Source organism: Xanthomonas campestris pv. phormiicola (assembly GCA_025666215.1).
Lineage (GTDB): Bacteria > Pseudomonadota > Gammaproteobacteria > Xanthomonadales > Xanthomonadaceae > Xanthomonas_A > Xanthomonas_A campestris_A.
Genome location: CP102593.1, coordinates 2,491,013 through 2,503,869, shown reverse-complemented (window position 1 = coordinate 2,503,869; position 12,857 = coordinate 2,491,013). Strand labels below are relative to the sequence as shown.

The following is a 12,857-nucleotide window of genomic DNA, read 5'->3' as shown; positions in this document are numbered from 1 at the left end:
GCGGCGCGGCGCCGCCTTCACACTCCGCCAGCCTCGCGCCCGCTTTCATCGCCGTCTCGACACAGGAGCCGCCTGGCGCATGCTGGATATTCCGTCGCACAACGTCTGGATCGCCTTGGCGGTGACCCTGGCCGCCGGCCTGGCCACCGGCCTGGGCAGTGTGCTGGTGCTGTTCACCAAGGGCCCGAACCCGCGCCTGCTCGCCTTCGGCCTGGCCTTCGCCGGCGGCGCCATGGTGTACGTGTCGTTGACCGAGATCCTCGGCAAGTCGCTCGCCGCCTTCAGCCACGCGTTCGATCCGCGCCTGGGCTACGCCTATGCCACGCTGGCGTTGCTGGCCGGCATGGCGCTGATCGTGGTGATCGACCGGCTGGTACCCAATCCGCACGAAAGCCTCAATGCCCAGGACCCGCTGTTCCGCGCCGACAACCGCGCCTACGTCAAGCGCGTCGGCCTGCTGACCGCGGTGGCGATCACCGCGCACAATTTCCCGGAAGGCCTGGCGACCTTCTTCGCCACCCTGGAAAGCCCGACCGTGGGCATGCCGCTGGCGTTCGCGATCGCCGTGCACAACATCCCCGAAGGCATCGCCATCGCGGTGCCGGTGCATTACGCCACCGGGCGCAAGTCCTACGCCTTCGCCGCCAGCCTGCTGTCGGGCCTGGCCGAGCCGATCGGCGCGATCGTCGGCTACGTGGCGCTGTCGCGCTTCCTGTCCGAGGCGATCTTCGGCTCGGTGTTCGGGGTCATCGCCGGGGTGATGGTGTTCCTGGCCCTGGACGAATTGCTGCCGGCGGCCAAGCGCTACGCCAAGGGCCACGAAACCGTGTACGGACTGGTCGCCGGCATGGCCACGCTGGCGCTGAGCCTGGTGCTGTTCCGCCTGTCCACCACGCCCTGAGCCGGCATCGGCGGCCCGGCTGAACGAACGCTGGCGCGACCGTGTTGCAGCGTTTCGCAGAAAGCTTGCAGACATGCAACACAGAGCATCCTGCGCGCAACTTCCGAACGCCACGTCGAAAAGGTGCAGCATGGATATCCGCTCCCTGCCATCCACGAAGTTGACGCTGGCGCTGGTCACCGCGGTGAGCGTGCTGGCGCTGAGTGCGTGCCAGCAGCAACCGACGTCTGCACCGGCACCGGCCGCAGCGACCGCCGCCGCGCCCGCGCCCTACGTGCCGCCCAGCGCCGATCAGTTGTACAAGCTGGTCGCGCCGATCGCGCTGTTTCCCGACAAGCTGCTCGCGCAGACCCTGGCCGCCTCGGTGTATCCGGACCAGGTCGGCGATGCCCAGGGGTGGCTGCGCAGCAACAGCGGCCTGGCCGCGACGGACCGCCTGCAGGCGGCGGCCGCGCAGCCATGGGATCCCAGCGTCAAGGCGCTGATCGCCTTTCCCGACGTGATCGAGCAGTTGGCCAGCAACGGCGACTGGACCCGCGCGCTCGGCGATGCCTATGCGCACGACCCCAACGAGGTGCTCGACGCGATCCAGGTCATGCGCGGGCGGGCGCAGGCGCAGGGCCATCTGCGCAACACGCCGCAGCAACGGGTGCAGGTGGTGCAACGCACGGTGGTGGAACCGGCCTACCAAGACGAGCGGATCCCGCCGCCGCGCCAGACCATCGTCATCGAACCGGCGCAGCCGGATGTCGTCTATGTGCCGCGTTACGATCCGGACGTGGTCTACGGCGCACCGATCGACGTGTACCGCGAGTACCGCTACCGTCCGCGCTACTACAGCGAAGGCGATCTGGTGACCGCCTGCATCATCTCCTTCGGCGTCGGCGTGCTGGTCGGCGACGCGCTGGAACACCACCACCACCACGGCCCGCTGGGCTGGCTGGAGCCGGAACCGGCCTGGCACCGCTGGGGCTGGAACAGCTGGGGCATGAACTGGAACGCCCCGCCCTCCGCTGCGCACTACGTGGTCTACCAGAACCGCGTGTACGCGCCGCGTACCACCATCATCAACAACAACATCACCAATAACATCAGCAACAACCGGATCGACGCGCGCAGTTTCGTGCACAACGACAACCGCGGCTTTCCGCAGCGGGCGGCGCTGGCGGCGATGCCTGCGGCAGCGGCGGCTGCCGCGTTGGCGCCGCATCTGGCGCAGAACCCGCGCGGCCCCGCGCCGCAGTTCGCACCGGCGGCGGCGGCGGCGGCGCGCCACCCAATCGACTATGCACAGCTGTCCACGCCGCATTTCAACGAACGGATGCTGCAGCCGGGTCGTCCGGTCGTGGCGAATGCGGCGCAGCGGCCGCCGCTACCCGGGCTGAACGGCCCGACCGCTATGGGTGCCGCACGCGATGCGCGTACGCAGCCGCCATTGGCGCAATCGCCGCACGCACCGATGCCGATGTCCTCGGCCGATCCCCGCCATGCCATGCCGGCGACCAACACTGCCGCCGCGCCGCACCGCGACATGCCGCAGGCGCCGCGCGCCAACACGCCGATGCCGATGGGGAACGTGCAGATGGCGCATGCAGCACAGCCGCGGGCGATGTCCATGCCGGCACCGCACCGCGAGGATCCGCGTGCGCAGCAGGCCCGATTCGCCCAGCCCGAGCCGGCACGGCAGGCGCCGCACCAGTTCGCCGCGCTCAATGCGCAACAGCCGGCACCCGCGCACCGGGAGGCACCGATGCGGGAGTTCCCTGAGCGCGTTCAGGCCATGCCGCGACAGGAACAGCAGCGGCCGCCGATGCAGGAGCAGCGCATGGCGCGGGTCGCACCGCCACGGCCGCAGCCGATGCACGCGGCCGAGCCGCGCCCTGCTCCTGCACGTCCGCCGCAAGCGCATTCCGAGCCGCACCACGAGCACGACCACGACAAGCACAACGGATAGACGGCACCGGCTGGGCGGCGGCCGCCAGCGCCGCCCGTCCGCGCCTGGTTCAGCCGCCCAGGCGGTTCAGCGCCTCGGCCAGTTCGTCGGCCAGCGGCGCATTCAATAGATAGGGCGTCTTGCCGCCGTCGAGAGTGAATTCCAGCGACGCGGCATGCAGGAACAGGCGCTTGAGCCCGCTCTGCTCGCGCAGGCGCTTGTTGACCGCCGGATCGCCGTACTTGTCGTCGCCGGCGACCGCATGCCCCAGGTGCTGGGCATGCACGCGGATCTGGTGGGTGCGGCCGGTCTCGATCCGCACCTCGCAATAGGAATGCCCGCCGCGCCGCTCCAGCACCCGGAAGTGGCTCAGCGACGCCTTGCCGGCCGCGTTCACCTGCACATGGCGCTCGCCGCCCTGGCGCAGGCCGATGTGCAGCGGCGCGTCCACGCTCATCACCCCGTCGGGCATGCGCCCGACCAGCAGGGTCAGGTAGCGCTTGCTGATGCCGCGGCCCTCGACCCGGTCGTCCTCGCGCATCAGCGCCTGCATCTCGGTCAGCGCCGAGCGCTTCTTGGCCACGATCAGCAGCCCGGAGGTGTCGCGGTCGAGCCGGTGCACCAGTTCCAGGGTCTGGTTCGGGCGCAGGGCGCGCAAGGTCTCGATCGCGCCGAAGCTGATCCCGCTGCCGCCATGGCTGGCCACCCCGGACGGCTTGTTCAGCGCCAGCAAGCGCGCGTCCTCATAGACGATCGCCGCCTCCAGCCGGGCCATGAACGCGTCCGGCGGCGCGGTCTTCTCGCCCTCCTCGTGCAGCTTCACCGGCGGGATGCGCACCTCGTCGCCCGCCTCCAGCTTGCGCTCGGCCTTGGTGCGGCCGCCGTTGACCCGGACCTGGCCGCTGCGCATCAGCTTGTAGATCAGGCTGCGCGGGGCGCCCTTGAGCTGGCCGAGCAGGAAATTGTCTACGCGCTGTCCGGCCCTGTCTTCCGGGACCTTGAGAATGCGCACCGCGCTGGTCGCGACGTCGCGCGGCTTGGGAGGGATCGGGGGGGAAGTCATCAGGCAGTTTATTCTGTTACACTCGGGGGGCGAGATAAGGGTTTGATTTCGTTGGAAGTTAGCTCAGGGCCAGAAGCCCGGCTTGCGACGATTCCGGCACAGTGCGCGACCACCGCCCCCGGGGCGGCCATGTTAGCGGCTCACCGGCCTACCCGGCCATCGCCGGACGCCACAAGCGTCCGCGCTGAACATGCCCCGTGCGGCGCCCAGCCTGGCTGGAGTCGCCGCCGGTCCTGAACCACCTAAAAGAAAGAAGCGCTCCCGCGGCTCGCCGTGGTGTCGTAGCGCTGGAAACCCAAGCCGCCCTCCCCGCGCCTGCGCGATGGGCGGCGAAGCGTGACCAGAAGCGAAACCCCATGGCGTTCCGCGCGGTAGCAGCGCGAGGAACGCAACAATGAAGCGAATGCTGATCAACGCCACGCAGGCGGAAGAGCTGCGTGTGGCCATCGTGGACGGCCAGACCCTGTACGACATCGACATCGAGCAGCCGTCCAAGGAACAGAAGAAGTCCAACATCTACAAGGGCCGCATCACCCGGCTCGAACCCTCGCTCGAAGCGGCCTTCGTCGAATACGGCGGCGAGCGCCACGGCTTCCTGCCGCTGAAGGAAATCTCCCGCGATTATTTCCAGGCCGGCGTCGACCACAACAAGGCGACGATCCGCGAACTGCTGCGCGAGGGCCAGGAGGTGGTGGTCCAGGTGGACAAGGAAGAACGCGGCAACAAGGGCGCCGCGCTGACCACGTTCATCTCGCTGGCCGGGCGCTACATGGTGCTGATGCCGAACTCGCCCAGCGCCGGCGGCGTCTCGCGCCGGATCGAGGGCGAGGACCGCGCCGCGCTGAAGGAAGCGCTGGACAAGCTGAACATCCCCGACGACATGGGCGTGATCATCCGCACCGCCGGCGTCGGCCGCGATGCCGAAGAGCTGCAGTGGGACCTGGACTACCTGCTGCAGGTGTGGAAGTCGATCGCCGAGGCCGCGCTGGCCAAGCCGGCGCCGTTCCTGATCTACCAGGAATCGCGGCTGATCATCCGCGCCCTGCGCGACTATCTGCGCGCCGACATCGGCGAGATCCTGGTCGATACCGTCGAGATGTACGGCGATGCCCAGGAGTTCATGCAGCAGGTGATGCCGCAGAGCCTGCGCAAGCTCAAGCACTACACCGACGACATCCCGCTGTTCAACCGCTTCCAGATCGAATCGCAGATCGAGGCCGCCTACGAGCGCAGCGTGCGCCTGCCCTCCGGCGGCTCGATCGTGGTCGACCAGACCGAGGCGCTGACCGCGGTGGACGTCAACTCCTCGCGCGCGACCAAGGGCAGCGACATCGAGGACACCGCGTTCCAGACCAACCTGGAGGCCGCCGAAGAGGTGGCGCGCCAGCTGCGCCTGCGCGACCTCGGCGGCCTGGTGGTCATCGACTTCATCGACATGGCCTCCAACAAGCACCAGCGCGAAGTCGAGAACCGCCTGCAGAACGCGCTCAAGTACGACCGCGCGCGGGTGCAGATCGGCCGCATTTCGCGCTTCGGCCTGCTCGAGATGAGCCGCCAGCGCCTGCGTCCGTCGCTGGGCGAGTCCAGCCAGATCGTGTGCCCGCGCTGCGACGGCCATGGCCGCATGCGCAGCGTCGAGTCGATGTCGCTGTCGATCATCCGCGTCGCCGAAGAGCATGCGATGAAGGAGAACACCGGACAGGTGCTGGTGCAGGCCCCGGTGGAGATCGCCAACTACCTGCTCAACGAGAAGCGCCGCGCGCTCAGCGAGATCGAGAAGCGCCACGACGCGCCGATCGTCATCGTCGCCGACGAGCAGCTGCACACCCCGCACTACGAAGTGACCCGCCTGCGCGAGAACGAGCTCGGCGAGGAAAGCGCCAAGCCCAGCTACCAGCGCAACACTCCGCGCAAGCTGCCGGTGCATGCGCTGACCAAGGCGCAGCTGAACATTCCGGCGCCGGCGGTGACCAACGTGAAGCACTCGCAGCCGGCCCCGGTGCGCGAAGTGATCGATGCACCGGAACCGGTCGCTGCGCCCGTGCAGGTCCAGGCGCCGGCGCCCGCCCCGGTCGCGGCGCCGGCCACCGGCGTGGTCGGCTGGCTGAAGCGGATCTTCGGTGCCGGCGAAAGCCCGGTGCCGGCCCCGGCCGCGAGCGAGCCGGCGCAGCGTCAGCGTGCCCATGACGGCAACCGCAACCGCAACGACCGCGGCGACCGCAACGCGCGTCGCGACGGCGGCAACCGCAACGGCGGCCAGGGCGGCAATGCCGCGCGCGGCAACGGCGGCAACGTGCGCCGCGACGAGCGCCGTCCGGGCAACGGCGGCGGCAACGCACAGGGCGGCCAGCAGAACCTGGCGTCCAAGCCGCCGCGCAACGAGCAGGCACCGCAGCAGGCCAAGCCGCAGCAGAACCCGCAGCAGCAGCCGAAGGCGCCGAAGCAGCAGCCGCCGCAGAACCCGCCGCGTCAGCCCAGGCCGCAGCAGGAGCCGGCGCAGGCCGCGCTGCAGAGCGACAAGCCGCAGCGTCAGCCGCGTCAGGACGAGGTCGCGGCCAAGCCCGTCACCGCACCTGCCGCTGCGGCGCAGGACGCCGCCACGATCGCGGCGGCCGCCGTGGCCGGTGGTGCCGTCGCGCTGAGCGGCGATGCGCCGGCCAGCGCGGTCGACACCGCGGCCTCGGCACCGGTGGCGGCGCAGCCGAACCCGGCACCGGCAGGCGTCGATGAACGCGAGAGCGCCGCGGAAACCGCGCAGGCCGTACCGGTCGGCGAGAACGGCGATGCCGACGACGCCAATGGCGAGGCCGGTGGCCGCCGCCGTCGCGGCCGTCGTGGCGGCCGTCGCCGTCGTCGCGGCAATGGCGAAGCCGGCAGCGGCAGCGAGGGCACAGCGTTCGACGACAACGACCTGGAGGCCGGCGACAGCGACAGCGACGGCGAAACCGCGCCGGCGCCGAGCCGCAGCCAGCCCGAGTTCGACTTCGACGACGATGCAGCGCCCGCCGAGGCCGCCGCGGCCAAGCCGCAGCAGGCACCGCGGCCGCCGCGGGAAAAGCGCGAGCCGCGGCCGCCGCGGCAAGAGCATCCTGCTGCCGCGCAGGCGCCGGTCGCCGAAGCTGCAACCGCAGTGCCGCAAGCCGCGGCCGACGACGCCCCGGCGCAGGCCGCGCCGGTTGCCGCAGCCGCAGCGATCGCCACGGCTCCTGCCGTTGCCGAGCCGGCACAGGCCGAGACCGCACCGGCCGAAGTGGCGCCGGTTGAAGCAGCGGCGCCGGTAACGGCAGCGCCATTGCCGCCCGCAAGCGAAGCGCCTTTCGCGCATGCCGAGCCGGTGCATGCCGCGGAACCCGCGCCGTCGTTCGTCGCCACGCCGGTAGCGTCCGACACGCCGCCGGCGACGATCGAAGCCGCACTGCAACCGACGCCGACGCCCATCGTCGAACAGCCGGCTCCGGTCGGTGTGACGAAGCCGGTAGCGGAAGCGGAAGCCGCCGCGGCACCGGTCGCAGCCGTCGAGGCGCCGCCGGTGTCCACGGTGGCCGCCGAGCCGCAGCAGCAGGAGGCGGCGCCGACGCCGCAACCGCTCGCCGAGGAAGAAGCCCCCACCAGCAAGCCGGCCTATGTGCCGGTGCAGGCCACGCTGCTGGATGCCTTCCACGAGGAGCCGACTGCCGCGGTCGAACCGACGCCGGTACACGCACCGGTCGCAGCCGCCCCGGCGTCGAACAGCATGCAAGGCAGCCACGTCGGCGATGCCGAACCGGCGGCGCCTGCCGCTGCGGCCGGCAACGGCCTGTTCGACACGACGCCTGCCCCGTCGGCAGACGCGCCGGTGGCGGTCGCCCAGCACCCGCCGCGCAGCAACAAGGCCGGCGACAGCGAAAGCGACGACGACAAGGAGCACAAGGAACGCGCCGGCTGATTTGGCGCGCGCTTCCTGCACCACAGAAAAGCGGCCTTCGGGCCGCTTTTTTGTCTGTGCGTGGACCGCGCATCTCTTCTGCCACGCGATTCTGGCGCGGTCCGGCACCCGCGCCGTTGCGGGAATCTTCGCCGCAGCGCTTCGTGGAACAGGCGCGTGTCCTGCCAGGTCTCGTACAGCGGCCTATCGTGGAAGGAACGCGCGTCTAGCTAGACAGGCGCGAAACACCGATCCGCTGCACCCTCGCGGATCGAAACGGACATGTTCGCGAGCGACCTACTCCACCGTCCTACGCCGTCGTAGCGCCTCGCAGGTCGGGATGTCGCAGCATCTGCCGGGAAGCTGCCTGGTTGTCTGGTCATGCGGTCTTTTGGTCGCCTGGTCGCCACGACACTTCTGCGGGAGCGACTTCAGTCGCGACAGGCTCTACCAGGAAGGCCCGCCAGGACTGAACTCTCCGCATGGCTGCCCCAGCGATCAGCGCCGGGCACGATGCAGCAGGCATAAAAAAAGCGACCGGTCAGGTCGCTTTCTTGCGCATCACGCGGATACGACAGGCTGGCTTACAGCGGATGCGCCGGATCCAGCAGACCGTACTGCGTCGCCAGGCGCGCCAGCGCGATGTTGTCGTGGATGCCGACCTTCTCGAACAGCCGCGCCTTGTGCGTGTTGACGGTCTTGGCGCTGAGGCTCAAACGTTTGGCGATGTCTTCCTGGCGCAGCCCGCGGGTCAACAGCAGCGCGACTTCCAGTTCGCGCGGGGACAGCGCATCGAACGGCGAACCGCCGCCTTCCAGGTTGGCCAGGGCCAGGTTCTGCGCGATGTTGGCGCCGAGATAGCGCTTGCCCATCGCCACGTCGCGCACCGCACGCAGCAGTTCCTGCGCATCGCCCGCCTTGCCCACGTAGCCGGACGCGCCGGCCTCGAGCAGGCGCTTGGGCAGCGGGCCGTCTTCCAGCACCGACACGATGATCACCTTGGTGCCGTGGTCGCCCTTGACGATGCGTTCGGTGACCTCGAGCCCGCTGACGCCGGGCATGTGCAGATCGCAGAGCACGATGTCCGGCTTGAGCTGGCGGATCTGCGGCATCGCGGCCTCGCCGCTCTCGGCCTCACCGACGATCTCGATATCGGTCTGATTCGAAAGGATCAGCTTCATGCCGGTACGGACAAGAGCGTGATCGTCGACCAAAAAAACTCTAATGGCCATCTCGTATAACCCCAACGCAGCGAACGCCGCAGAATCAGACTAGCGGCGTGAATTGTTCAGGGCAACTGCAATTTGTAGACAAAATCATCCAGCCTTCACAGCCTGCTCAGTTAGCCGTGCTGCGTTGCCATCATGATGAAAAAAACACCACGCCGAGCTTACTCAAGGCTCGGCACGCAGGGCGAGTGACCAGCCTGTTCGCTCCTCTAGGAGAGCGCGGCGGTACCTGCGTCAGGCAGGCGCAGTATCGCGGCCGGCCGGCGACAACGTTATCAGGGCAAAGCCTGATATCGGGTCGGATTTTCCTGACCTCGCTCGACGGCAAACCCCGGTGCAGACACCCCAGTCGCGCGGCACGCCGGACCGGGATTTTCCGATGCCGCGCCGCGTGTTGCGTCCATTCCCAAGCGCATGATCGCCTGGCAGCGTGGTGGCGGCCTTCGACATGCGAGGCAGGGCCGTTCAAGCTTGGCCCAGTCGCGACTGCTCAGGCCGGGCGCTACGGCACGCCATGCCAAGACACGGTGCCGAGCCTGAATCGGACGAATTTTCCGGCTACGAGCAGGGGAGTCCCGGCGCGCAGTCGTTCATGCCACCGCGCTCGCGGCACTGAGCACTGCCCTCACCCTCGCGCTCGCGGCATCGGCGTCGATCCCGACACCGAACACATGGCCACCGTCGGGGCGCACGCACCGCAGATACGCCACCGTCTGCGCATCCGCACCACGCCGCAGCGCATGCTCCTGGTGATCCACCACGTCGAGCGCGATGCCGAACGCTTCTGCGAGCGAGGACAGCGTCGCCGCGAAGAGACCGTTGCCGCACCCGGTGACGCGGATGTCGCGACCGCGATGGCGGATGCGGCCGGAGAACATCCGCTCCGGACCGGAATCCGGGTCCTGCCCGCTTTGTTCGTCGACGAGCTGATACGTGTCGGCATCGCCCAGACGGTAGGCGCGCACGAACTCGGCCCAGATGTCTTCGACCGACAGCTCCCGATTCATGCGCTCGGCGAGCGACTGCACGCGCTTGCTCAGATCGACCTGCATTGCGCGCGGAAGCCGCAGGCCCTTGTCCTGCTCGATGACCCAGGCGACGCCGCCCTTGCCGGACTGGCTGTTGACGCGGATCACCGCCTCGTAGCTCTCGCCGATGTCGGCAGGATCGATCGGCAGGTACGGCATTTCCCATACGCCATCGGCGCGGTCTTCGTGTGCGGCGAAGCCCTTCCTGATCGCGTCCTGGTGCGAGCCGGAGAATGCGGTGTGCACCAGATCGCCGGCGTAGGGGTGACGCGGATGCACCGGCAATCCGTTGCAATATTCCACCGTCTCCACCACCTTGCGGATCGACGGGAAATGCAGCCTGGGATCGATGCCCTGGGTGCACTGGCCGACGAACTACAGGATCGGGGCTATCTGGTCATCGACGGCGTGGACGGCGTGGACGGCAAGGCCCACTACGTTGCGCTCAACGCCCATGACGAGCTGGTGAACTACCCCGTCGGCGCTGTGGTGGAAGTGCGCAGTTCAACCGAGGTGCGGGCGGCAGACAAGAACATAGCCGCGCTGGCGAGCGATGGCCTGTACCGCACCGACCATCACCTGGCGATCGAACAAGGCAGACCGTGACCCGAAGGAGGTCGTGGCGGCCCATGTTCGCAGGCTGGAGGCCTTGCGCCGCGCTGGCATCGTGGAGCGCGTTGCCGAGGGACTGTCGAAGGTGCCGGACGATCTGGCCGAACGCGGCCGTCAGTACGACGCTCACCGACTTGGCGGTGTCGCGGTGGAAATGAAATCCCACCTGCCCATCGAGCGACAGACCCGAGTGATTGGCGCGACCTGGCTGGACCAGCAATTGATCGGTGGCGGCAAGGGATTGAGAAGCGGTTAGGGCAGCAGATCGCCGCCGCGCTGCATCGGAGCGGCGTTTCTTGGGAAATAAGCCGAGGGCACAGTCCATCTATTGGATAGCGAGCGACACCACCGGCAGGCTGGTTTTGTTCCGGCCACTTGATGAATCAAGTGGCCAGCGATCCATGTCAAGGCCAACAGCGAGGTTCCCGCTACATCTCCCCATGCACATATTCGCAAATCAACATTGTCAGCTGCTGCTTCAATGCCGGTGACTCGAGCAGCCGATTCAAAGCTGCGTAGTGCACAACCCCCTCAACAGCGGCAGAGAGCACCTGCGCGGCGATTCGATCGCGTTTCGCGTCGCGACGCTTCCGATACTTGAAGACAAGCGCCATGTAGCAGTCGAGATACTGAACCGCCCCGGGTTTTCCGGAGACCCCTTGGTTTGAGTCACGCCGACATGGCGGACTCATGGGAGTGGGAATAGTAGTTGGCCTCAGCCTCGGCCGGTGGGATATTCCCGATCGGCTCCAGCAATCGACGGTGGTTGAACCAGTCGACCCAGTTGAGCGTGGCCCACTCGACCTCCTCGCGCGTGCGCCAAGACGACATGCGATGGATCACCTCGGCCTTGTAGAGGCCGTTGATGGTCTCGGCCAGCGCGTTGTCGTAGGAGTCCCCCACGCTGCCTACCGAGGGCTCCAGGCCGGCTTCCACGAGCCGCTCTGTGGAGCGGATCGACACGTACTGGACGCCTCGGTCGCTGTGATGGATCAGGCGATCCGGGCCGAGCGGCTTGCGCGCGTAGAGCGCCTGTTCGAGCGCGTCGAGCACGAAGTCCGTCTGCATCGAGGACGACGCCTTCCAGCCCACGATGCGACGGGCGAAGACGTCGATGACGAAGGCGACATAGATCCATCCTTGCCACGTCGACACGTACGTGAAATCGCTGACCCACAGCGCGTTCGGCCGATCGGTCTTGAATTGCCGTTTCACATGATCCCGTGGGCACGGCGCCTTTGGGTCGCTCACCGTCGTGCGCACGGGCTTGCCTCGCATGATGCCCCGCAAGCCCTGCCGCTTCATCAACCGCTGCACGGTGCAGCGCGCCACGTCGAACTGTTCGCGTCGCAGTTGCCGCCAGACCTTGCGCACACCGTAGACCTTGAAGTTGTCGTCCCACACACGCTGGACTTGCGCCGCCAACGCCTCGTCGGTCTTCGCGCGTGCACAGCGCAACTGCGGATCGGCCCTGCTGGCCGCGTGCGCGTGGTAGGTCGATGGGGAGATCGGCAGCACTCTGCAGATCGGCTCGACCCCATGGACATCACGCTGCTCATCGATAAACTGCTTCATCGCTTGAAGGGGCGGTCGAGCTCCGCCTGCGCAAAATAGGCCGACGCCTTGCGCAGGATCTCGTTGACCTGACGCAGCTCGCGAACCTCGCGCTCAAGCGCCTTGATGCGCTCTTTCTCGGTGCTCGTCATCCCCTCGCGCTTGCCAACGTCGCGCTCGTGCTGCCTCACCCAGCCCCGTAGCGTCTCGGCCGTGCAACCCACCTTGGCCGACACCGACACCATTGCCGCCCATTGCGAGTCGTACTCGCCCTGGTGTTCCAGGACCATCTTCACCGACCGTTCCCGGATCTCCGGGGAGAACTTGCTTGCTCTGCTCATCGCTCCATCTTCTCAAGTAATGGAGCCTCCGGGATTCCCGGGGCGGTTCACTGAGATAGTCGAGCACTACGCCTTCGAAGTGTTCCACGTTAGGGATTGTAAGATTGTCAATGTCATCACCTACGTCTCGACTCAAAAGCAGCGTAAGATTCTATGCCGTTGACCCGTCGCGGGCTAAGGCACTCTGGACACTCAGCTAAAGCATCGCGGGCGAACAGTACTGAAGGTAGCTCTGAGTCACTGAGCGCCAAGCGCCTGAAGTACTGGAGAACGAGCTTGGCTTGGGCCCAGA

The 12,857-nt window shown here is 67.8% G+C and carries 8 protein-coding genes, 2 pseudogenes and 1 other annotated feature; of the genes and pseudogenes, 4 read left to right on the top strand and 6 right to left on the bottom strand.

Features of this window, described 5'->3' with window-relative positions:
- The first annotated feature begins 79 nt into the window (after positions 1-79).
- Together zupT and NRY95_10485 are read left to right on the top strand one after the other, a co-directional pair.
- A complete protein-coding gene (gene zupT, locus NRY95_10490; protein ID UYC18344.1) occupies positions 80-901 on the top strand; it encodes a zinc transporter ZupT in 822 nt (273 codons plus the stop codon).
- A gap of 130 nt (positions 902-1,031) precedes the next feature.
- Positions 1,032-2,855 carry a DUF3300 domain-containing protein gene (locus NRY95_10485; GenBank protein UYC18343.1) on the top strand — a complete coding sequence of 608 codons (1,824 nt, stop codon included), beginning with the start codon at positions 1,032-1,034 and terminating at the stop codon, positions 2,853-2,855.
- Positions 2,856-2,904: 49 nt separating this feature from the next.
- On the opposite strand, the gene NRY95_10480 is transcribed toward NRY95_10485, so the two are convergent.
- The gene (locus tag NRY95_10480) at positions 2,905-3,897 is read right to left on the bottom strand and encodes an RluA family pseudouridine synthase (GenBank protein UYC18342.1); all 993 of its coding nucleotides are present in this window, start codon (positions 3,895-3,897) and stop codon (positions 2,905-2,907) included.
- Positions 3,898-4,291: 394 nt separating this feature from the next.
- On the opposite strand from NRY95_10480, the gene NRY95_10475 reads away from it, so the two are divergent.
- The gene (locus tag NRY95_10475) at positions 4,292-7,822 is read left to right on the top strand and encodes an Rne/Rng family ribonuclease (GenBank protein ID UYC18341.1); all 3,531 of its coding nucleotides are present in this window, start codon (positions 4,292-4,294) and stop codon (positions 7,820-7,822) included.
- 563 nt (positions 7,823-8,385) lie between these two features.
- Here the strand turns inward: NRY95_10475 and NRY95_10470 are convergent.
- From NRY95_10470 to NRY95_10460, 3 genes and pseudogenes are all read right to left on the bottom strand, one after another.
- The gene (locus NRY95_10470) at positions 8,386-9,033 is read right to left on the bottom strand and encodes a response regulator (protein ID UYC18340.1); all 648 of its coding nucleotides are present in this window, start codon (positions 9,031-9,033) and stop codon (positions 8,386-8,388) included.
- A 587-nt stretch (positions 9,034-9,620) separates the two neighbouring features.
- Positions 9,621-10,037 (bottom strand): hypothetical protein, encoded by a 417-nt coding sequence (locus NRY95_10465; protein UYC18558.1) that lies wholly within the window; start codon positions 10,035-10,037, stop codon positions 9,621-9,623.
- Between the two features lie 15 nt (positions 10,038-10,052).
- Positions 10,053-10,418, bottom strand: a pseudogene (locus tag NRY95_10460) (2-isopropylmalate synthase).
- Positions 10,419-10,421: 3 nt separating this feature from the next.
- Between NRY95_10460 and NRY95_10455 the strand changes: the two are divergent.
- Positions 10,422-10,914, top strand: a pseudogene (locus NRY95_10455) (DUF3363 domain-containing protein).
- Between the two features lie 184 nt (positions 10,915-11,098).
- Here NRY95_10455 and NRY95_10450 read toward each other — a convergent pair.
- Both NRY95_10450 and NRY95_10445 read right to left on the bottom strand, forming a co-directional pair.
- Positions 11,099-11,284 (bottom strand): hypothetical protein, encoded by a 186-nt coding sequence (locus NRY95_10450; GenBank protein ID UYC18339.1) that lies wholly within the window; start codon positions 11,282-11,284, stop codon positions 11,099-11,101.
- Between the two features lie 55 nt (positions 11,285-11,339).
- Positions 11,340-12,565 (bottom strand): IS3 family transposase gene (locus NRY95_10445; GenBank protein ID UYC18338.1). Its coding sequence is split into 2 segments (ribosomal slippage): positions 11,340-12,280 and positions 12,280-12,565, totalling 1,227 coding nucleotides; the frame shifts between segments, so codons are not numbered across the junction.
- Positions 12,171-12,287: a sequence feature (AL1L pseudoknot), on the bottom strand. Its footprint overlaps the gene before it by 117 nt.
- Positions 12,566-12,857: the final 292 nt, after the last annotated feature.